This is a genomic window from Arthrobacter sp. Y81 (assembly GCF_002929335.1).
GTDB lineage: Bacteria > Actinomycetota > Actinomycetes > Actinomycetales > Micrococcaceae > Arthrobacter.
Genome location: NZ_PJIL01000029.1, coordinates 15,584 through 36,576 on the forward strand (window position 1 = coordinate 15,584; position 20,993 = coordinate 36,576).

General features: G+C 65.7%; 18 protein-coding genes and 1 tRNA gene. 11 read left to right on the forward strand and 8 right to left on the reverse strand.

Annotated features, from left to right (window positions below):
* Positions 1-11: 11 nt before the first annotated feature.
* Entirely contained in the window at positions 12-1,385 is a 1,374-nt protein-coding gene (gene radA, locus CXQ91_RS22860; protein WP_104176153.1) for a DNA repair protein RadA, read from the reverse strand.
* A 63-nt stretch (positions 1,386-1,448) separates the two neighbouring features.
* The gene (locus tag CXQ91_RS22865; protein WP_104176154.1) at positions 1,449-2,576 is read right to left on the reverse strand and encodes an aromatic acid exporter family protein; all 1,128 of its coding nucleotides are present in this window, start codon (positions 2,574-2,576) and stop codon (positions 1,449-1,451) included.
* 236 nt (positions 2,577-2,812) lie between these two features.
* Between CXQ91_RS22865 and pstS the strand changes: the two genes are divergently transcribed.
* From pstS to pstB, 4 genes are all read left to right on the forward strand, one after another.
* On the forward strand, positions 2,813-3,934 hold the full coding sequence (pstS, locus tag CXQ91_RS22870) for a phosphate ABC transporter substrate-binding protein PstS (protein ID WP_104176155.1): 1,122 nt from the start codon (positions 2,813-2,815) through the stop codon (positions 3,932-3,934).
* A 196-nt stretch (positions 3,935-4,130) separates the two neighbouring features.
* Entirely contained in the window at positions 4,131-5,063 is a 933-nt protein-coding gene (gene pstC / locus CXQ91_RS22875) for a phosphate ABC transporter permease subunit PstC (protein WP_104176156.1), read from the forward strand.
* Positions 5,063-6,172 carry a phosphate ABC transporter permease PstA gene (gene pstA / locus CXQ91_RS22880; protein ID WP_104176157.1) on the forward strand — a complete coding sequence of 370 codons (1,110 nt, stop codon included), beginning with the start codon at positions 5,063-5,065 and terminating at the stop codon, positions 6,170-6,172. Before pstC ends, pstA begins: the two co-directional genes overlap by 1 nt.
* A gap of 45 nt (positions 6,173-6,217) precedes the next feature.
* Positions 6,218-6,997 carry a phosphate ABC transporter ATP-binding protein PstB gene (gene pstB / locus CXQ91_RS22885; protein ID WP_028270370.1) on the forward strand — a complete coding sequence of 260 codons (780 nt, stop codon included), beginning with the start codon at positions 6,218-6,220 and terminating at the stop codon, positions 6,995-6,997.
* Between the two features lie 80 nt (positions 6,998-7,077).
* On the opposite strand, the gene CXQ91_RS22890 is transcribed toward pstB, so the two are convergent.
* The 3 genes from CXQ91_RS22890 to CXQ91_RS22900 all read right to left on the reverse strand — a co-directional run bounded on the left by CXQ91_RS22890 (position 7,078) and on the right by CXQ91_RS22900 (position 9,679).
* Positions 7,078-8,088, reverse strand: coding sequence for an anion permease (locus CXQ91_RS22890; RefSeq protein ID WP_374953704.1), 1,011 nt, complete (start codon positions 8,086-8,088; stop codon positions 7,078-7,080).
* Positions 8,089-8,095: 7 nt separating this feature from the next.
* On the reverse strand, positions 8,096-8,713 hold the full coding sequence (locus tag CXQ91_RS22895) for a DUF47 domain-containing protein (RefSeq protein ID WP_104176159.1): 618 nt from the start codon (positions 8,711-8,713) through the stop codon (positions 8,096-8,098).
* Positions 8,714-9,019: 306 nt separating this feature from the next.
* Positions 9,020-9,679 carry a hypothetical protein gene (locus CXQ91_RS22900; protein WP_104176160.1) on the reverse strand — a complete coding sequence of 220 codons (660 nt, stop codon included), beginning with the start codon at positions 9,677-9,679 and terminating at the stop codon, positions 9,020-9,022.
* A gap of 225 nt (positions 9,680-9,904) precedes the next feature.
* Between CXQ91_RS22900 and CXQ91_RS22905 the strand changes: the two genes are divergently transcribed.
* Positions 9,905-9,977 (forward strand) — tRNA-Lys (locus CXQ91_RS22905).
* Positions 9,978-10,090: 113 nt separating this feature from the next.
* On the opposite strand, the gene CXQ91_RS22910 is transcribed toward CXQ91_RS22905, so the two are convergent.
* Positions 10,091-10,894 carry a dioxygenase gene (locus CXQ91_RS22910; protein ID WP_104176161.1) on the reverse strand — a complete coding sequence of 268 codons (804 nt, stop codon included), beginning with the start codon at positions 10,892-10,894 and terminating at the stop codon, positions 10,091-10,093.
* Between the two features lie 63 nt (positions 10,895-10,957).
* Positions 10,958-11,707 carry an SDR family oxidoreductase gene (locus CXQ91_RS22915; protein WP_104176162.1) on the reverse strand — a complete coding sequence of 250 codons (750 nt, stop codon included), beginning with the start codon at positions 11,705-11,707 and terminating at the stop codon, positions 10,958-10,960.
* Between the two features lie 65 nt (positions 11,708-11,772).
* On the opposite strand from CXQ91_RS22915, the gene CXQ91_RS22920 reads away from it, so the two are divergent.
* The 6 genes from CXQ91_RS22920 (at position 11,773) to araA (ending at position 19,464) form a co-directional block, all read left to right on the forward strand.
* Complete coding sequence (locus CXQ91_RS22920) at positions 11,773-12,462, forward strand: TetR/AcrR family transcriptional regulator (RefSeq protein WP_258074236.1); 690 nt, start codon at positions 11,773-11,775, stop codon at positions 12,460-12,462.
* A gap of 168 nt (positions 12,463-12,630) precedes the next feature.
* Positions 12,631-14,289, forward strand: a complete 1,659-nt coding sequence (locus CXQ91_RS22925; RefSeq protein ID WP_104176164.1) for a substrate-binding domain-containing protein — start codon at positions 12,631-12,633, stop codon at positions 14,287-14,289.
* Positions 14,290-14,293: 4 nt separating this feature from the next.
* Positions 14,294-15,307 (forward strand): LacI family DNA-binding transcriptional regulator, encoded by a 1,014-nt coding sequence (locus CXQ91_RS22930; RefSeq protein WP_104176170.1) that lies wholly within the window; start codon positions 14,294-14,296, stop codon positions 15,305-15,307.
* A gap of 141 nt (positions 15,308-15,448) precedes the next feature.
* Positions 15,449-17,218 (forward strand): ribulokinase, encoded by a 1,770-nt coding sequence (gene araB, locus CXQ91_RS22935; protein WP_104176165.1) that lies wholly within the window; start codon positions 15,449-15,451, stop codon positions 17,216-17,218.
* Positions 17,215-17,895: an L-ribulose-5-phosphate 4-epimerase gene (locus CXQ91_RS22940; RefSeq protein WP_104176166.1), complete on the forward strand. Its 681-nt coding sequence runs from the start codon at positions 17,215-17,217 to the stop codon at positions 17,893-17,895. Before araB ends, CXQ91_RS22940 begins: the two co-directional genes overlap by 4 nt.
* 33 nt (positions 17,896-17,928) lie before the next feature.
* On the forward strand, positions 17,929-19,464 hold the full coding sequence (araA, locus tag CXQ91_RS22945) for an L-arabinose isomerase (RefSeq protein WP_104176167.1): 1,536 nt from the start codon (positions 17,929-17,931) through the stop codon (positions 19,462-19,464).
* A 130-nt stretch (positions 19,465-19,594) separates the two neighbouring features.
* Here araA and CXQ91_RS22950 read toward each other — a convergent pair whose 3' ends face one another.
* Positions 19,595-20,740, reverse strand: coding sequence for a hypothetical protein (locus CXQ91_RS22950; protein WP_104176168.1), 1,146 nt, complete (start codon positions 20,738-20,740; stop codon positions 19,595-19,597).
* Positions 20,741-20,993 lie beyond the last annotated feature (253 nt).

Sequence of the window (20,993 nt, forward strand, 5' to 3'; positions counted from 1 at the left end):
TCTCCTTCCCCCTAGCCGATAAGCAGGCTCAGCGCCTCCGTCAGGTGTTCCACTTCCCGGACGGAGAACCCGGCCGGGATGGGGCCCGGGCCGTTGTGGCTGGCCGGGACCACCGCGTGCGTGAAGCCCAGGCGGTGGGCTTCCTGGATGCGCTGGTTGATGCCGGGGACGGGGCGGACTTCCCCGGCCAGGCCCACTTCGCCGAACGCGATCAGCCGGATGGGCAGGGGCTTCCGTGCCTTGGCCGAGGCCACTGCCAGCGCAACGGCCAGGTCGGTGGCGGGTTCGCTCAGCTTTACGCCGCCCACCGTGGCCACGTAGGAATCGTCCTTGTGCAGCAGGCAGCCGGCGCGCTGCTGCAGGACGGCCAGCAGCATGGACACGCGTGAACTGTCCAGGCCGCTGGTGGCCCGGCGGGGCTGTGAATTGGGGCTTTCGGCGAGGAGCGACTGCACCTCGGCCAGCAGCGGCCGGCGTCCTTCCATCGTCACGGTGATGCACGTGCCGGACACCGGCTCCTTGGTGCGGCTCACAAAAAGCCCGCTGGGATCCGTCAGCCCGACGATGCCGTCCTCGTTCAGGTCGAAGCAGCCCACGTCATCGGTGGGCCCGTAGCGGTTCTTGACCGCACGCAGCAGCCGAAGCCGGGAGTGCCGCTCGCCTTCGAACTGGCACACGACGTCCACCAGGTGCTCCAGCAGGCGCGGACCGGCAATGGAACCGTCCTTGGTCACGTGGCCCACCAGCAGCGTGGTCATGTTGCGCCGTTTGGCCGCGGAGATGATGGAGGCGGCGACCTCACGGACCTGCGACACGCCGCCCGCGCTGCCGTCCACATCCGCGCTGCTGAGGGTCTGGACGGAGTCAACAATGAGCAGCCTCGGCTCGATTTTCTCCACCTGGCCGAGGGCCTGGCCCAGGTCCGTTTCGGCCGACAGGTAGAGGGATTCCGCGACGGCGTCGATCCGCTCGGCGCGGAGCTTCACCTGCGCCGCGGACTCCTCGCCCGTGATGTACAGGACGTCCTGCGCAGTGCGGGCGAACTTGGCCGCCACATCCAGGAGGAGGGTGGACTTGCCCACGCCGGGTTCACCGGCCAGCAGGATGACGGCGCCCGGCACCAGACCGCCGCCCAAAACGCGGTCAAGCTCGTCCACGCCGGTGGGCAAAAACGCTGCCGTGGTGGCGTCCACCTCGGCAATCCGGCGGGCCGGCTCCAGGACGGTGGTGGCCGCCGTCGTACGCGCAACGGCGGCGCCGGTTTCCTCAACGGTGCCCCAGGCCTGGCACTCACCGCAGCGGCCCACCCACTTGACGGTTGTCCAGCCGCATTCGGCGCATTTATAGGCCGGGGCTTTGGACGCCCGGGAAGTCTTGGTTGCCATTGCTCCACACTATCCGGGGGCAGCGACAACGGGGCTCCAGCCCCGATAAGTCCAACCGCCGGGCTACAGCGGCGGGAGGATGTCCCGGGCTTCCTTCGAATCCATTCCGGTCGCCTCGAGCAGGTCCACCATCAGCGGGCGGAACAGCATGACCACCGTTTCGCCTTCAAGGCGCTGCACGTCCAGCAGCCGCGGATGCAGCCGCCCGGCGATCTCGGCAAGCTCCAGCCGGGACGTCCGGAGGTGCGCGCGCCGGGCGCCCTCGTGCATTTCGGCCAGGCCCAGGGACAGTTCGTCGATGGCGGCCGCGGTTTCCTGCAGGACCTCCGCGATGTTCTCCGTGGCCTCGTCAGAAAGGGCGGCGTGGTTGATGGCGCTGGTCAGGCGGCGCGCGAACACCCGGCTGTTGCGGAGCGCCAGGTCGATGTAATCCAGCGACTGCTCCAGCCGGTCGAGCTCGTCGCGGTGGCGCCGGTAGGCCGGGGCCAGCGTGGCCACCTCGCCGGAGGCACGCAGGGACTGGCGCATCGCGTCCACCAGCGGCTGGCAGTTCCGGCCGCGGACCAGGGCAAGCCAGGCCTCGGTGGAGTCGCTGTTCGTCAGCGCCGACGCACATTCACGCAGCACCTCGGCAAGCTCATGCAGCAGCTTCTGCACATCCTTCCGGGGCTCCCGGCGGGGATCCTTCGGAACCAGGATGGTGACCAGCAGCGCGAAGACTCCACCCACCACGGCATCAAGGCTCCGGGTGAACGGGCCGCCGGCCGGGGCCGGAAGGAGCACCACGAGCAGCGACTGCAGCGCCAACTGCGTGGTGAAGATGTTGCCGCTGTCCAGGAAGCGCGCCAGCAGGATGGAGAACAGAAGTACGACGGCGGCCTGCCAGATCCCGGCGCCCAGCCAGTGCAGCAGCAGGTCACCCACCGCAATGCCTATGGTGCAGCCCAGGCCCACTTCCAGGACCCTGCGCAGCCGCGGATCCCGGGAAAAACCAAGGGCGATGAGTGAGGACGTGGCCGCGAAGAGCGGTCCGGAATGGCCCAGGACGTATTCAGCGAACGCATACGCGCCCACAGCGCAGACCGTCATCTGGATGGCGGGCATCAGGGAGTTCCTGCTCCGGACCACACCGGTGCGGATCCTGGTTCGCAGGAATCTTCTGCTTGCGGAAATTCCTGTCGCGGGGGCCATGCGTTCCAGTGTATTCACTGGCGTTGTACTACGGCCGGAGATGTGATGTGCGCAATGGTGACGCTGTACATGTAAGCCGATGTCCCGCCGTCGTTAACCGTCCGTTCATCTTGGTCCACACATCCCGTTACCTAGGGCCCATAAGTTCAGTAGAGGTACAAAAAGTACGCAACTTCTTATGTTCGGACGTCTCCGGTCCGGCACGCATCAGAAAATCCCTGGAAGGGGTACATCTAGTGAAGGCACTCCGCTTCGGCCGCCACGCGGCTATCGCTGTCATCGCAGCCGGCGCTCTCGCGCTCACCGCCTGTGGTTCCGACAACGCCACGGGCACAGCCCAGTCCGGCGCTCCGTCTGCCGCGGGGGCCAACGTCACCGGCACGCTGACCGGCATTGGTTCGTCCGCCCAGGGCGCAGCCATGGATGTGTGGAAGACCAACTTCGCGTCCGCCAACCAGGGTGCCAACGTCCAGTATTCCCCCGACGGTTCCGGGGCAGGCCGCAAGGCCATCATCGACGGCTCGGCCCAGTTCGCCGGCTCGGACGCCTACCTGAAGGACGAGGAGCTGGCCAGCTCCAAGGATAAGTGCGGCCCCGAAGGCGCCATCAACATCCCCGTCTACATCTCCCCGATCGCCATCGCCTTCAACATTCCGGATGTCAAGGAACTGAAGCTTGACGCCGCCACCGTGGCGAAGATCTTCCGCGGTGAAATCGCCAACTGGAACGACCCCGTGATCGCGGCAATGAACCCCGAGGTCACGCTGCCGGACCTCAAGGTCACCCCCGTGAACCGTTCCGATGACTCCGGCACGACCAGCAACTTCACCGATTACCTGGCCGCCGCAGCTCCGGAGGCTTGGACTGACAAGGCTGCCGGCGTTTGGCCCGCCTCGCTGAAGGGTGAGAACGCCAAGGGCACCTCCGGTGTGGTCAAGACTGTCACCGACACCCCGGGTGCCGTTACGTACGCCGATGACTCGGCTGTCAGCGGCAAGCTCGGCATCGCCCAGATCAAGGTGGGCGAAACATTCACCAAGATCTCGGCCGAGGCCGCAGCCAAGGCTGTCGACGCCGGCAAGCCGGTAGAGGGCCGTTCCGCCAACGACCTGTCCATCAAGCTGGACCGCAAGACCACCATCGAAGGCGCCTACCCGGTTGTCCTGGTCTCCTTCCACGTTGTCTGCTCCACATATGCCACCCAGGAAACCGTTGACCTGGTGAAGGCTTTCGAGACCTACGTCGTGTCCGACGCCGGCCAGCAGGCCGCAGCGGACGCCGCCAAGTCGGCTCCGCTCTCCAAGGACCTCCAGGAGAAGGCTGCCAAGGCCATCGAGACCATCAAGGTCAAGTCCTAGGGGATTCGCAGCACAGCAAGGCATAGTGGAAACACGAGCCTGAGCCAGGTTCCCTGTCCCGGACGGGACGGTCACAGACCGTCCGGCGGGGCAGGGAACTTGGGCGTTTGTCCGAAGTACAACCAGTTTCACCGCTGCTGACACCGGATCGGTCCGGACACGGCAGTCGGTTCTATCCGAACCCAGAGGATCGTTTGTGACCACCACCTCCCTGACACAGTCCCGGGGCGCAGGGCGCGCCGGAGACAAAGTCTTTTCCGGAGCCGCCCTGGCCGCAGGGTGCCTGATCCTTGCGGTGCTCTTTGGCGTTGCCCTGTTCCTGGTAATTCAGGCGATCCCGGCCCTGGTGGCCTCCCCGGACCAGATCCAGGGCGGCGAGGGTTTCTTCGCCTACATTTGGCCGATCGTCATCGGCACCCTGATCGCGGCCGTTATTGCCCTGGTCATCGCCACGCCCGTGGCCATCGGAGTCGCGCTCTTTATCTCGCACTTCGCGCCGCGCGGCCTCGCGTCCGGCCTGGGCTACGTGATCGACCTCCTGGCCGCCATCCCGTCGGTGGTCTACGGCGCCTGGGGCGCCGCGTTCCTGGCCAAGGAAATCTCCCCGGCCTATGACTGGCTGGCCAACAACATGGGCTGGCTGCCCATTTTCCAGGGACCCGCGTCCGCCACCGGCAAGACCATCCTCACCGCCGGAATCGTGCTGTCCGTGATGGTCCTTCCCATCATCACGTCCCTGAGCCGCGAAATCTTCCTGCAGACCCCCAAGCTGCACGAGGAAGCCGCCCTGGCCTTGGGGGCCACCCGCTGGGAAATGATCAAGATGGCGGTCCTTCCTTTCGGCCGTCCGGGCATCATCAGCGCCGTGATGCTGGGCCTGGGCCGCGCCCTCGGCGAAACCATGGCCGTGGCCCTGGTGCTGTCCTCCGGCGCCCTCACCGCCAGCCTGATCCAGTCCGGCAACCAGACCATCGCCGCTGAAATCGCCCTGAACTTCCCGGAGGCCAGCGGTCTGAAGGTGAGCACGCTGATCGCGGCAGGCCTGGTCCTGTTCGTCATCACGCTGGGCGTCAACATGATTGCCCGCTGGATCATCAGCCGGCACAAAGAATTCTCGGGAGCCAACTAATGACCTCCACCCTCACGCCGGTCCGCAAGCGTTCCGCGCTCACCAAGGGCCAGCTGCCCAAATACGCCCCGTACGTCGTCCTGGGCCTGGCGCTGGTCATCGGCGCCGCCATCCTGGCCCTTATCGGCTTCAACGCCTTCGGCTGGGGCATCGTCTCCGCCATCCTGTTTACGGTCGGCCTCGTGGGCTGGAGCGCCGCTGCGGAGGGGGGCCGCAAGGCCAAGGACAAACTGGCCACGTGCCTGGTGGTCGGGTCCTTCCTGGTGGCCCTGCTGCCGCTGATCTCGGTGATCTGGACCGTCCTGGTCAACGGGCTGCCCGGGCTCCTGGACCCTGGCTTCCTCACCACCTCCATGAACGGCGTCACCGGCGCCTTCGACAACAAGAGTGTTGAAGAGGGTGCGCCCGTTATTGGCGGCATCTACCACGCCCTCCTGGGCACCATCCAGATCACGCTGCTGGCCACGGCCATCTCCGTTCCGGTAGGCCTGCTGACCGCGGTCTACCTGGTGGAGTACGGCGAGGACCGCCCGCTGGCCCGGGCCATCACGTTCTTCGTGGACGTCATGACGGGCATTCCGTCGATCGTCGCCGGCCTGTTCGCCGCCGCGTTCTTCTTCGCAGTGGTGGGGCCGGGTACCAAAACGGGGGCCGTGGCCGCCGTCGCGCTTTCCGTCCTGATGATCCCGGTGGTGGTGCGCTCCAGCGAGGAAATGCTCAAGATCGTCCCCAATGAACTTCGCGAGGCAGCGTACGCCCTCGGCGTCCGCAAATGGCGGACCATCCTCAAAGTGGTCATCCCGACGGCGATCTCCGGCATTGCGTCCGGCGTCACCCTGGCGATTGCCCGCGTGATCGGCGAAACCGCTCCGATCCTGGTGACCGCAGGCTTCGCCACCAACATCAACAGCAATGTCTTCAGCGGCTGGATGGCGTCGCTGCCCACGTTCATCTACACCCAGATCCTGAACCCCACCTCGCCGTCCAACCCGGATCCGTCCTCGCAGCGGGCCTGGGGCGCCGCGCTGGTGCTGATCATCCTGGTCATGCTGCTGAACCTCGGTGCACGGCTGATTGCCAGGATGTTCGCACCCAAGACCGGCCGCTAGTCCGCCGGTAATATTCAATTCGTATCCAGCAAGTGAAGGAATACCATGTCTAAGCGCATCGACGTCAAGGATTTGAACGTCTACTACGGCAAGTTCCTGGCCGTTGAGGACGTCAACATCAACATCGAGGCCAAGTCCGTCACGGCGTTCATCGGCCCGTCCGGTTGCGGAAAGTCAACCTTCCTGCGCACGCTGAACCGCATGCACGAAGTGATTCCGGGCGCCCGGGTGGAGGGCGAAGTGCTGCTGGACGGGGACAACCTCTACGGCCCCGGCGTGGACCCCGTGACCGTGCGCTCGCAGATCGGCATGGTGTTCCAGCGACCCAACCCGTTCCCCACGATGTCCATCCGTGACAACGTGCTGGCCGGCGTGAAGCTGAACAACCAGAAGATGTCCAAGGGCGAGGCCGATGCCCTTGTGGAACGCTCCCTGCAAGGCGCCAACCTGTGGAACGAAGTGAAGGACCGCCTTGCCAAGCCGGGCTCCGGACTCTCCGGCGGCCAGCAGCAGCGCCTGTGCATTGCGCGCGCCATCGCCGTGGAGCCGCAGGTCATCCTGATGGACGAGCCCTGCTCGGCTCTGGACCCCATCTCCACGCTGGCCATTGAGGACCTCATCAACGACCTCAAGGACCAGTACACGGTGGTCATCGTCACCCACAACATGCAGCAGGCAGCGCGCGTCTCGGACCGCACCGCGTTCTTCAACATCGCCGGCACCGGAAAGCCGGGCAAACTGATCGAGGTGGGCGATACGCACACCATCTTCAGCAACCCCACCCAGAAGGCCACGGAAGACTACGTCTCCGGCCGCTTCGGATAGGGGGCTTTCCTCCATCGGTTGCTCCGTAACCGCCGTTTTGACACCTCAAAACGGCACCTGCGGAGCAACCGATGCTGCGTTCAAAGGTCCGAGAGGGGCGAGAGCGACAGTTCCAGCACGAAGGCCGCTGCCGCCGTGACCACCGGCGTGAAGAGCCAGAAGGCCAGGATCCTGAACACCAGCCTGCGGTTGGTCACCGGGAAGCCCTGGTTGCTGCCGGCGCCCAGCACGGCCGCCGTGACCGTGTGCGTGGTGGACATGGGCCAGTGCAGCCCGATCGCGCCCAGCAGCAGGATCACAGAGCTGTACAGCTGCGCCACGAAGCCGCGCAGGGGATCGATCCGGGTGAGCTTGTAGCCGATGGTGTAGGAAATCCGCCAGCCCCCGGCCAGGGTTCCGGCGGTCAGCATCGTGGCCGTCAGCAGCGCCACCCACGCCGGCATGGCGGCGCCGTCGGACAGCCCAGAGGCGAGAAGAGCCAGGAGCAGCACCGCGCTGGCCCGCTGGCCGTCCTGCAGGCCGTGGCCGAAGGCCACCGCACCGGCGGCGATGGCCTGGGTCCGGCGCGAGCGGCTGTTCACCACGTTGGGCGGCGTATAGCGTGCAGCCCAGGTGGCCGGCCACACCAGCAGGTACGCGCCCGCGAACGCGATGACGGGGGACAACAGCAGCGGCAGCGCCACCTGGAACAGCAGGGAGTTGTTCACGCCGCCGACGTAGTTTCCGCCCACCAGCACACTGGCCAGCCCGGCGCCGGCCAGCCCGCCCACCAGTGCGTGCGTGGACGAGGACGGAATGCCGCGCCACCACGTGTAGATGCCCCACAGGACGGCGCTGAGCAGTCCTGCAACCAGGATGGTCAGGCCGTTTTCGCCGTCCGGCAGCGAGATCCAGCTTCTGCTGACCTGCAGCGCCAGTGCCGCGCTGAGCGACGCGCCCACGAAGTTGAAAAGGGCCGCCAGCAGGACAGCCACGGTGGGTGTGAGCGCCCGGGTCCGCACCGCCAGGGCGACGGACGTTGAGGCGTCCCTGAAGCCGTTCAGGAACGTGAACGCCGCAGTCGCCGCCACAACTAGGGCGAAGAAAAACATGGTCACGTCAGGATTCCTTGACGATGATGCTGCCTACCTGGGTGGCTATGCGCCGCATGTCCTTGGTGACCTCCACCAGCTGGTTGGCAATGTCCCGGTTCCGGGCATACTGGGCGCCCTTCATGTCCTTGAGCATGTCCGCCACCCACACCCGGTGCGTGCGCTCGGCGCGCTTGGCGAGCCGCAGGATCTCGATCCAGTAGTCCTCAAGATCGTCCAGGTTGTTCAGCCTGCGCATGGCATCCACCGTGAGTTCCGCCTGCCGGGCGATGATCTCCAGCTGGTCCGCGGCACGCTTGGGGAATCGTTCGAGCTTGTACAGGGCCACCAGCTCCGCGGCGGCGTCGAGCTTCTCCATGGCCTCGTTGAGGTACCGGGACAGCGCGTACATGTCCTCGCGCGGCAGGGGATTCACAAAGCTTGTGCGCATGTGCGTCAGCAGCGCGAACTGCAGCTCAGCGGACTTGGCCTCGTGATCGTGCATGTCTTCAACGAGGCGGTTGTGCTCCGTGGCCGGGACGCCGAGGATTTCAGCCAATGTCCCGGTGGCGAGGACAATCTGGCGTGCCATCTGCGAGAGCAGGTGCAGCCCTGCGGGCTCCTGCGGGAAGAGTCGGAGCTTCACCTTCGGGTTCCGGTTTGGGAAGGCGAAGGCATGGAATGTGGCCTTTGGGCCATGTGACTTGACGTTGACCCGCACATGGGCACTACTTTACCGGCAGATGCATCCGGGCATAAAAGTGGTGCCGAACCGGATACGCCTCTCGGCGGTAGGCCGCTCTAGGCGGCTAGATGTTGAAGCCCGGGGGTTTCGCGGTTCGGCACCAGTTTCAGTTTTCTACTTTGGCTGAACCAAGTCAACATTGACAGCCGGGCCCCTCCGTGCGTAACAGTGGCGGACTTGCGAAGCTGCCACTGCCGCGGAGCCTTGTCAGTCCAGTTCGCCCAGCCGCCATGCGTTAGCCGCGTGCTCCAGGTCCTCCGCGGTTTTCACCAGGAGGTGGGAATTGCGCGTCAGTTTGCTCGCGTGGTTCTCGTTGCTGTGGTCGGCGCCGTCAGCCAGAGTGGCCTGGCCCAGGGCCACCACCCGGCAAAAAGCAGCCGAACGTTCCAGCGCGACGTCGAACTCGCCGTCGAACGCGCCGGAGAGGATGGCGTCCGCCATCGTCTTCATTTCGTCCGCCCCCGGCGGTTCGGCAGCGCCGGCAACCACATTGGATACCTGCGCCGTGTCCTTGCCCGCCTTGAAGTAGACGGAGATGCGTTCGGGGTCCTGGATGGTGGCCGCACGCAGCGCGTACAGGCGCCAGAGGGCGCCGGGCAGGGAGCGTGCGGGGCTTTCGGCCCACATTTCAGCGATGGCTTCCAGGCCCTGTTCGTCCGCGAGCTTGACCAGGCGCTTGGTGACCTTGGGATCGTCGCTGTCGCGGCCGTGGCGGACCAGCGCCTGGGCGGCCAGGTGCGCTGCCTCGGACACCCGTGCAGGGTCTGCGCCGCCCGCGAACGGCTCAAAGTCGATGGGCGCAAAAGGTTTCGGCTTGTGATGCCGGTTTGCGCCGCCGTAGGCCTTGGATCCTGCTTGCTCGCTCATGCCCCCACGCTACTCCTGTGCTGTTCTGTTATCGAGCTTGCCGGCGGCCGGTTTAAGGAGTAATGCAGGCAGCCGCGGCACCACCATGAATGCACGACGGCGCCACGCGCCCCGTCGTGTAAAAGCTGGCCCCCGGTGTGGGGTACAGTATTTAACGTCCAGAAATGGACTGGGCTGACAGCCCGGTTACGTGCGTTCGCCGCCCGTAGTCACGGCCGTCAGCTGGGGCCTTTAGCTCAGTTGGTAGAGCATCGGACTTTTAATCCGTGGGTCGTGGGTTCGATCCCCACAGGGCCCACTCTTTTAGCGAAGAGTGGAAAACCTCCGGCTTCCTGGTAAACAGGAAGCCGGAGGTTTTTTGTTGCCCGGAACTAGTTTCCGCGCCTCTTCGCCGCGCTATTTGCGGCTGGGCTATTTGCCGGTGAGCGTCCACGAGCGCTTGGACAGGCCGAACCAGAAGCCGTCGATGGCCGTCTTCGCATTCAGGTCACCGGATTCGTATGCGGCACCCAATGCCACGTAAAGCGGCGCCCAGTGCTCGCTGCGCGGATGCGCCTCACGCGCCGCCGGCGCCTTGTGCAGGAAGTCGAGGATGGAATCGACATCGCCGGCCTCCATTGTTTCCTGAGCCCAGTGGTCAAATTCGCTCGAAGCGGAGGGCGGGGCAGTGTCCGGGCCGCCGGCAGGGTTGAACCAGCGCAGGTTGTGCGTGGTGAAGCCGGAACCCACAATCAGCGTGCCACGGTCCCGCAGCGGCGCCAGCTTTTTGCCCAGGTTGAACAGGCCCTGCGGATCCAGGGTGGGCATGGACATCTGGAGTACCGGAATATCGGCCTCCGCGTACATCTCCACGAGCGGAACGTAGGCGCCGTGGTCCAGGCCGCGCTCCTCGTCGCGTTCCACGTGGTGGCCGTGGGTGGAAACGAGTTTCTCCACTTCGGCTGCCAGTTCCACCGCCTGGGGTGCGTTGTACGTGACGTCGTAGTACTTCTGCGGGAAGCCCCAGAAGTCGTAGACGAGTCCGGGGTTCCGTGACGTGGCGCTGAGCGTCACCGGCGCGTTCTCCCAGTGCGCGGACACCATCAGGATGTCCTTGGGCTTGCCGTATGTGCCGGACCAGGCGCTGAGCTCGCCGGTCCAACGGGCGTCGTCAGCCAGGGGAGGGGCTCCATGGCTTAGGAAGAGTACCGGCGGGCGGTCAAGTGTCTGCGTCATAACTCCATTCTAGGACCTTTTACTTGAATCTTCAACTAATAATTTTCGATTGTTTTCCGCTGGTTACGCCATGCCGCCGTTGGCGTGGATGGTCTGGCCGTTGATCCAGCGGCCCGGCCCCGCGAGGAATGCGATCAGATCGGCGATATCGTCCGGCGTCCCCAGCCGTTCCAGGGGGTTCATCTGCGCGAGCCGGTCGATGGTTTCCTTGTCCTTGCCGTCGAGGAACAGGGCTGTGGCCGTCGGTCCCGGGGCCACCGCATTTACGGTGACGTCGCGGCCGCGCAGTTCCTTGGCCAGGATCAGGCTGATGGCGTCCACCGCGGCCTTGGACGCTGCGTACGGCGCATAGCCGGGCAGTGCCAGCTTGGTGACCGACGTGGAGAGGTTGATGATGGCGCCGCTGTCACGGACGCGCCTCGCGGCCTGCTGGCTGACAACAAACGTGCCGCGGATGTTGGTCCGGTGCATGCGGTCAAGGGTGGCCAGGTCGAAGTCGGCCACCGGCCCCAGCGACATGATGCCGGCGCAGTTGACCACAACGTCGGTCCCGCCGAACTCGCGCTCGGCGGCGTCGAACAGTGCCTCGACTGCGGACTCATCCGCCACGTCGGCCTGCACGGCGACGGCGGCACCGCCGCCGGCGGTGATGCCGGCCACCGCCTTGAATGCTTCGCTGTGGTTTCCGGCGTAGCCGATGACCACGCTGAAGCCTTCGAGGGCGAGGCGTTCGGCAGCTTGCCTGCCTATGCCCCGCGAGCCTCCGGTTACAACGGCGACCCTTGTGGACGGGTTTTCGATCTGGCGTGTCATGTAGATCCTCCTGATGGTGATTTCACTGATACACGACAGAGAGCCCCAGCACACGGGACCGCATCATCCGGGCTGCCGCCGCCATCCTGGACGCGCAGGGGCGGGAGGCCTTGTCCAGCAGGTCGGTCAGCGCCGCCGCAGGGGTCCAGCCGCCCGCCATCTACCGGATTTTTGGCGACATGCAGGGATTGCTGGGGGCTGTGGCCAGCTTCGGATTCGGCGAATATCTCGCGGAGAAGGCCGCCGCAGCACCGGAGTCCGACTCCGTCGATGGCCTGCGGTGTGGCTGGGATCTGCATATCGGTTTTGGGCTGGGCCATCCCGCTGTGTACGCACTGATGTACGGGCAACCGGGCCCGGGGCCCGCCGCGCAGGCCGCAGCTGATGCCCTCGCCATCCTGCGGGGCCTGGTGGAACGCGTCGCCCAGGCTGGAAGGCTCGCGGTGGATGTGGACACTGCGGTGGGAATGATCCACGCGGCCGGCTGCGGCATCACTCTCAGCCTGATCGCGCTGCCGACGGACCGCCGCGACCTGGCACTAGCCGGAAAAACCCGGGAAGCCATCCTGGCCGCGATTACTGCCGACGCCGTGCCGGGGTCCGCTGCCGGCGACGTTTCCGGTTCGGCCGCCGCACGGCATGCCGTCGCGCTGAAGGCCACCTTGGCGGAGGGTGGCGCCGGGGCGGACGGGCTGCTGACGGCAGGGGAGTCGCTTCTCCTTGGGGAATGGCTGGACAGGCTCGCCAAAGCCTGAGGCTGCCGCGCTCCGGGCGGGAAATGCGGTCCGATGTGATGCCGGACACTCACTTACGTATACTGGGTGGGTTTTTGCAGCCAATCTTGGGGCTTCCCGCACGCGTGGGGTAGTGGCCGGCAAACACCAACCGCCCACCAGGATCCCCAGCAGTTAGGTACCGCGCCCATGTCAGGTCGCCGAGCAGCAGGCCCGCAGCGCCACGGCCGATACCCCCGCAAGTCACCGTTCTTCTGGCCCCGGATAGTGATGATCGTCGGCGTGACGGTGGCCATCGCCGTCGCCGCCGCTGCCGTCATCTGGATCACGGGCAGCCAGTCACCCCTGGCAGCCGCGCGCTGTAACGTCCCCGCTGAAGTCCGCGTCGGCGCCGACGCCACCATTGCCCCGGCCCTGCAAAGCGCGGCCGCGAAGGTGCCCGCCGGCGCCTGTGTGAAGTACACCATCGAAACGCAGACGCAGCCTGAGCTCGCTGCCGCGGTGACTGCGGGAAAGGATGCCCCGGACTTGTGGGTGGCCGATTCGGCGGTCCGGGTGCAGCGCGTCGTGACTGCCGCACCGCCTGAGATCACCGTGCCGTCCCTCGCCTCGACGCCCGGCGTTATTGTCGGCCGCCAGGGGGAAGTCCCCGGATTCGCCACCTGGCTCAGCGCGTTGCAGGCTCCCGGCGTCAGGTTCAGCGATCCGCTGGTGACCGGCAGCGGGGAAGTGGCGCTGCTGGGGGCCCTCTCCGAAGTGGAGGCCGGCCGCGCGGAAGCCAAAACGCTTCAGGCCGCCACCGCCCAGCTCGCCCAGAGCGAAAGCCAGCGCACGGGAGAGAAGCTGACCGATGCCAAGCAGCTCGAGGCAGTGGCTTCCGGCGGGGGATTCGCCGTCGTCACCGAGCAGGCCTGGCTGGCCTTCGCGCAGACGGCTCCCGGGGCCGGGCTCTCAGCGTCGATGCCGCACACCGGGTCCGTGTCGCTGGACTATCCGGTGGCCCTCACTGCCGCCGGCCTGGCCCGGGGCGGTGCCGCTGCTGACGCCGCCCGGGAGCTGGCTTCCGCCATGGCAACCGAGGACGGAAAGAGGGCGCTCGCCGACAGCGGCCTTCGGCCCGCGGACGGCAGCCGCACCCCGGACCAGAAGGGCGTGGGCAGTGTTGCCGCCCTCAAGCCCGCTTCCGCGGAAACCGTGCAGAGGACGCTGAAAGGCTGGTCCCTCCAGGCCATTCCCTTCAGGTCGCTGGTGGTTATGGACGTTTCCGGTTCCATGAACTTCCAGGCGGGTGGACAGACCCGCATGCAGCTCACGCAACAGGCGGCAATCGCGGGCAGCAAACTGTTTCCCAACACCGCTGCACTGGGGATGTGGGCGTTTTCCATCGGCCTCGGCGGCGGCAGCCAGGACTACGTGGAGCTCGACCCCATCAGGAAAATGGACCAGGTGGTGGGCGGCGTGACGCAGCGGGACCGCCTGGTGGCGGACATCTCCGGCCTGGACAAGCGGACCGGCGGCGCCACCGGGCTCTATGACTCGACCCTGGCCGCCTACCGGACGGTCAAGGCGAACTACGATGCCCGGGCTGTCAACAGCGTGATCCTGTTCACCGACGGAGCCAACGAAGACCCGGATTCCCTGAGCCTCGAGGAACTGCTGGAGGCTCTGCAGCGCGAACAGGACCCGGCAAAGCCCGTGGTGATTGTCAGCATCGGCATTACCGAAGACGCGGACGCAGAGACCCTGCGGAAGATTTCCGAGGCCACCGGTGGCACAAGCTATGTGGCGAGGAATCCGCAGGACATCCCGAGCGTGTTCGTGGATGCACTGCAGGCTCGAGCACAATAGCTTCATGGCCTACAGCAGCGAGCGGCGCCTTCCGCGACTTGAAGACGTGGCGGAACGCGCCGGCGTCTCCCACCAGACAGTGTCCCGGGTAATCAATAACCACCCCAATGTGAGCAAGGCGACCAGGGAGCGGGTCGAGGCTGCCGTCGCCGAGCTGGGATACCGGCGGAACACCGCCGCGCGCAGCCTGGTGACCCGGCGTTCGCACACCATTGGCGTCCTGGCCAGCGAGCTGTCCCAGTACGGGCCAGCCAACACGCTGCTCGGCGTGGAGCAGGCGGCACGCAACGCCGGCTACTTCGTGAGCATCGCCGCCCTCCGGGAGGTCAGCGCGGATTCGATCACCGACGCTGCCCGCCATTTCATGGACCAGGGCGTGGACGGGATCGTGGCCCTGGTGCCGCACGCGGGAACCCTGCAGGCCCTGGAAGTGCTCAACCTGGACGTGCCGGTGGTGGTGGTCGGCTCCAGCGGAGAAGGCAGGTTCAGCGGCGCCATGGTGGACCAGAAACTGGGAGCCAGGCTTGCCGTTGCCCATCTGATTGAGCAGGGCCACAAGCGGATCGGCCACATCTCCGGACCCCAGGACTGGATCGATGCCGCTGAGCGGGCGGAAGGCTGGCGCGAGGCCCTCGCCCAGGCGGGACTGGACGACGACCTCCTCGTCGAGGGCGACTGGAGTGCCGGCAGCGGCTATGGGATCGGCCAGCAGCTTGCCGTTGAACGCGCTGCCACGGCCGTGTTCGTGGGCAATGACCAGATGGCACTGGGCGTCCTGAGGGCCTTCGGCGAAGCGGGCGTGCGGGTGCCGCAGGACGTCTCCGTGGTGGGCTTCGACGACCAGCCGGAGGCGGGCTACTTCATGCCGCCCCTCACCACTGTCCGCCAGGATTTTGAGGAGCTCGGACGCCGCTGCATGGACATGATGCTGGCGCTGCTCGAAGACGGCGCCGTGGCCGGAACCACGGTGGTTGACCCCCGCATCGTAGTGCGCGCGAGCACCGCCCCGCCCGCCTGAGCACGCCCTCCTCCGGCCCGCCCGACCTGGCGTTTCCTGCCGTTGGCACCATTTGCAGTAGTGACCATGTCTTGACAGGTTGTTTGTTAGCGCTAACAATTAAGGACAACCGCAGAGCAGCGGAGACTATTGGAGGAATTGATGGACGTCACAGCAGACGGTTCAGACAGCTATGTGATCGGCGTCGACTATGGCACGCTGTCCGGGCGGGCCGTGGTGGTCCGCGTCCGGGACGGCAAGGAACTGGGCAGCGGCGTATTTGAGTACCCCCATGCCGTGGTCACCGATGCGCTCCCGGCCGATCTGGCGGGTTTGGCTGACGGAGCAGGTGGAGCGTCCGCCCGCCTGCCCGGCGAATGGGCCCTGCAGGTGCCCAACGACTACCGCGAGGTGCTCCGCCGGGCCGTGCCCGCGGCCATCGCCGACGCCGGGATCGACCCCGCCGCCGTGGTGGGCATCGCCACCGACTTCACGGCCTGCACCATGGTCCCCGTCAAGGGCGACGGCACACCGCTGAACGAGCTTCCCGGATTCGCCAACCGCCCGCACGCCTACGTGAAGCTGTGGCGCCACCATGCCGCCCAGCCGCAGGCGGACCGCATCAATGCCCTGGCCGCGGAACTCGGCGAAAACTGGCTGCCGCGCTACGGCGGGCTGATCTCCTCCGAATGGGAGTTCGCCAAGGGCCTGCAACTGCTGGAGGAGGACCCGGAGGCCTACGCCGCCATGGACCACTGGGTGGAGGCGGCTGACTGGATCGTCTGGCAGCTGTGCGGCAACTACGTCCGCAACGCGTGCACCGCCGGGTACAAGGGCATCTACCAGGACGGCCGCTACCCGTCCGAGGAATTCCTGTCCGCCCTGAACCCGGACTTCAAGGATTTTGTCAGCGCCAAGCTGGCGCACACCATCGGCCGGCTCGGCGATGCAGCCGGCTACCTGACGGCCGAGGCCGCAGCCTGGACCGGGCTGCCGGAAGGCATCGCCGTCGCGGTGGGCAACGTGGACGCCCACGTCACGGCGCCCGCAGCGAAGGCCGTTGAGCCCGGGCAGCTGGTGGCCATCATGGGAACCTCCACCTGCCACGTTATGAACGGTGCCGAGCTGCGTGAAGTGCCGGGCATGTGCGGCGTGGTGGACGGCGGAATCGTCGACGGACTGTGGGGCTACGAAGCCGGGCAAAGCGGCGTGGGGGACATCTTCGGCTGGTTCACCAACAACGGCGTCCCGCCCGAATACCACCAGGCGGCGGACGCGGCAGGCCTGGGCATCCACGAGTACCTCACGGAACTTGCCTCCCGCCAGGCCATCGGCGAACACGGGCTCATTGCCCTGGACTGGCACTCCGGCAACCGTTCGGTGCTGGTGGACCACGAACTTTCCGGCGTCGTGGTGGGCCAGACCCTGGCCACCAGGCCCGAAGACACCTACCGGGCTTTGCTGGAAGCCACGGCCTTCGGCACGCGCACCATCGTGGACGCCTTCCGAAACTCGGGAGTGCCGGTCAGGGAATTCATCGTGGCCGGCGGCCTGCTGAAGAACAAGCTGCTCATGCAGATCTACGCGGACATCACCGGCCTGCCGCTCTCCACCATCGGCTCGACCCAGGGGCCCGCGCTGGGCTCGGCCATCCACGCCGCCGTGGCCGCAGGTCATTACGCGGATATCCGCGCCGCTGCCGCTGCCATGGGATCGGAGCCCGGCAGCATCTATATTCCCATTCCGGAAAATGTCGCCGCATACGAAAAGCTCTTCCAGGAGTACCGCACGCTGCACGACTATTTCGGCCGCGGCACCAATAGCGTGATGCACCGCCTCAAGGCCATCCAGCGTGCGGCCAGGCCGTCATTTGCCGCCGCCGGCGCCCCGCAGCAGAACGCCGACTCCGCCGCAGAGGAAGTGTCCGCATGAGCAACCTGCTGGAAACCATCGCGCAGGTCCGTCGCGAGGTCTGCGAACTGCATGCCGAGCTCACCCGCTACGAACTGGTGGTGTGGACGGCCGGCAACGTCTCCGCGCGTATTCCCGGCCATGACCTGATGGTCATCAAGCCCTCCGGAGTCTCCTACGCGGACCTTACGCCCGAGAGCATGGTTGTCACAGACCTCTACGGCACCCCCGCGGAGGGCGAGTGGGGCAACCCGCCGTTCGCGCCGTCGTCGGACACCGCGGCGCATGCATACGTCTATCGGCATATGCCGGAAGTGGGCGGCGTGGTGCACACACACTCCACCTACGCCACGGCGTGGGCTGCCCGCGGCGAAGCGATCCCGTGCGTGCTGACCATGATGAGCGACGAGTTCGGCGGGAGTATTCCGGTGGGCCCGTTCGCGCTGATCGGGGACGACTCGATCGGCCAGGGAATCGTCGAAACCCTCCGGAACTCCACCTCACCGGCGGTACTGATGCAGAACCACGGACCGTTCACCATCGGCAAGGACGCCCGCTCCGCCGTGAAGGCCGCCGTGATGTGCGAGGAAGTGGCACGCACCGTCCATATTTCCCGCCAGCTGGGCGAACCGCTGCCCATCGACCAGGACAGCATCGATTCCCTCTACGCCCGCTACCAGAACGTCTACGGCCAGTAGCGCCGCAGCCCACCCGCTTTGTCAGGAGAACCCATGAGCAACGCCAACAACACGTCCGCCAACAGAACTTCGCTCAGCCAGTACGAGGTCTGGTTCCTCACCGGCAGCCAGCACCTGTACGGCGAGGACGTCCTCAAGCAGGTCGCAGCGCAGTCGCAGGAGATTGCCGCCGCGCTGAACGCGTCCTCCGATGTCCCGGTCAAGGTGGTCTGGAAGCCCGTCCTCACCGACTCGGAGGCCATCCGCCGGACCGCGCTGGAAGCCAACTCCGATGATTCGGTGATCGGCGTGACGGCCTGGATGCACACGTTCAGCCCGGCCAAGATGTGGATCCAGGGCCTGGACCTGCTGCGCAAGCCGCTCCTGCACCTGCACACCCAGGCGAACGTTGAGTTGCCCTGGGCGGACATCGACTTCGACTTCATGAACCTGAACCAAGCAGCCCACGGTGACCGTGAGTTCGGCTACATCCAGTCGCGCCTGGGCATTCCCCGCAAGACCGTGGTGGGCCACGTATCCAACCCGGAGGTCTCCCGCCAGGTGGGCGTGTGGCAGCGCGCCTCGGCCGGCTGGGCCGCCGTCCGCACGCTTAAGCTGACCCGCTTCGGCGACAACATGCGCAACGTGGCCGTCACCGAAGGCGACAAGACCGAAGCCGAGCTGCGCTTCGGCGTCTCGGTCAACACCTGGTCAGTCAACGAGCTCGCCTACGCCGTACACGGCGCGGCCGAGTCCGACGTAGACGCCCTGGTGGCGGAGTATGAGCGCCTTTACGAGGTGGTGCCGGAACTGAAGGCCGGGGGAGCGCGGCACGAATCGCTGCGCTACAGCGCACGGATCGAACTGGGCCTGCGCAGCTTCCTCGAAGCCAACGGCTCGGCCGCCTTCACCACCTCCTTCGAGGACCTGGGCGAACTGCGCCAGCTGCCCGGCATGGCCGTGCAGCGGCTGATGGCCGACGGCTACGGCTTCGGCGCCGAGGGCGACTGGAAGACCGCCATCCTGGTCCGCGCCGCCAAGGTCATGGGCTCTGGCCTCCCCGGCGGTGCCTCCCTGATGGAGGACTACACCTACCACCTGACGCCCGGCCAGGAGAAGATCCTGGGTGCGCACATGCTCGAGGTCTGCCCGTCGCTGACCGCCACGAAGCCGCGCGTCGAAATCCACCCGCTGGGCATCGGCGGCAAGGAAGACCCCGTCCGCATGGTGTTCGACACCGACGCCGGCCCGGGAGTCGTGGTGGCCCTGTCCGACATGCGTGACCGCTTCCGCCTGGTGGCAAACGCCGTCGACGTGGTCGACCTGGACGAACCGCTGCCCAACCTGCCCGTGGCCCGGGCGCTCTGGTCACCCAAACCCGACTTCGCCACCTCCGCCGCGGCGTGGCTCACTGCCGGGGCAGCGCACCACACGGTGCTCTCCACCGCCGTCGGTATGGACGTCTTCGAGGACTTCGCCGAGATTGCGAAGACCGAACTGCTGACCATCGACGAAGGCACCACCATCAAACAGTTCAAGAAGGAACTGAACTGGAATGCCGCCTACTACAAGCTGGCCGGCGGGCTGTAGCAGCTAACGTTTTCCTGCCCGGAGCGGGCTTGGCGGGTCCCGCCACGCCCGCTCCGATTCAGTTTCAATCCGCGAAGTATCACTTTTTCTAGGCAATGACACAAGCATTTAATGCAGAGACTCGTGCCGCCTATCCTGAGCCGCAAGCCCGAGTCGCCGTGTTAGCTTCGGGTGTCGAACTGACATACACGATTCGGTAGTCCTTCAACGGATGCTGAGAAACTGAACCTGCAACATCGTTGGGTTCGCCGGTTGGGGAGCGGGGGACAGTGGTCAGGAGAGAGTTCTTGATCGAAATTACCCACACAGGCTTCATCGAAGTTTCCTGGACCAGGCCGATACAGGCCGCTCCGGGGAAGCTGCCTTGAGCGTGATTTGCGGTTCCATCGGCCAGTAGGCCCCTTCCTGACTGCTGGATGCTGCCAAGAATGCTCACCAGAGCTGTCATAGCAAGGACACAGATGGTGAGCACCATGAACCCTGAAGGGAAACCGCTACGACTGGTCACGAGCACGCAAAGGGCCACGAGCGCGCCGACCACCAAACCGGCGACGAGTAGAGGCATGGCGAGGGACACGCTTCCGGTCCACTCGACATCATCGGCGAGCTGCGGCACACCAAGACCTTCGAGGTACACCCATACGGGAATCTTCAAAATCAGTGAAAAAACTAGAACTACAGTCCCGATGCTGAGTACGGCGCGTGGCAGTCTTTTCACGTTCATCAGGCGCGTCAGATCGAAGAGAGCGGCGGCGATAAATATCAGGGCAACAACTGCCATGGCTGCGAAAAACATCGGTAGATCCTGCCGCGCTGAAATCACCAGCGACCGGATCCCGCCGACTGAGGCGATCACGGCGATCGGCACGAGCAGTAATAAAGTCAGTGCCCAAGCCAAGTATCCGACCTGTCCGAAGAACTTCAGCCCTCGGTCAGGTTGGTTAACAGGCCAAGAACGGCGTTGGGCCTGTACCTTCGCAGATTCTGTCTTTGCCAGCTTTCGAAACCAGATCATGCCGTAGTTCAGCCCGGTTTCGGACTTCCAAATTTTCCATAGCCAGAACCAGACCGAAAGCAGCGCGATCCGCAAACACTCGATTCCGACTATGGGGATGATCATTGCGACGAATACCAGCGACTGTAAAGCTGATGGTTCGGCGGCCAGGAATGCCGGGCCCACGACGGGGATTTCCTTAAGGAAATCAAAGGCAAAGAAGGCAAACACCGCAGAAGCCGTTGCCCAGACAATGAGAAGGGGCCACAGGCCCTTGTCCACTGAACGTCCCAACGGCCGCAGTGCGTGATTCCGCGCCGTCCTATTATCCGGAACGACCAGGCCTCCCGGAGCCAGCTCGGACCATATGAAGTTACTGGAATTGCGGTCCCCGTAGACAGCAGGAGTGCGCCGCAGAAGGGCTGCCGAGACAGGGACCCCACTGTTATTCAAGTCCATGAGTATTTGAAGGTTTGGAAGCCACCCGATATTGCCTTTCGGGGCCATTGATATTGCCGGTGGGGGCCAGTGGCCG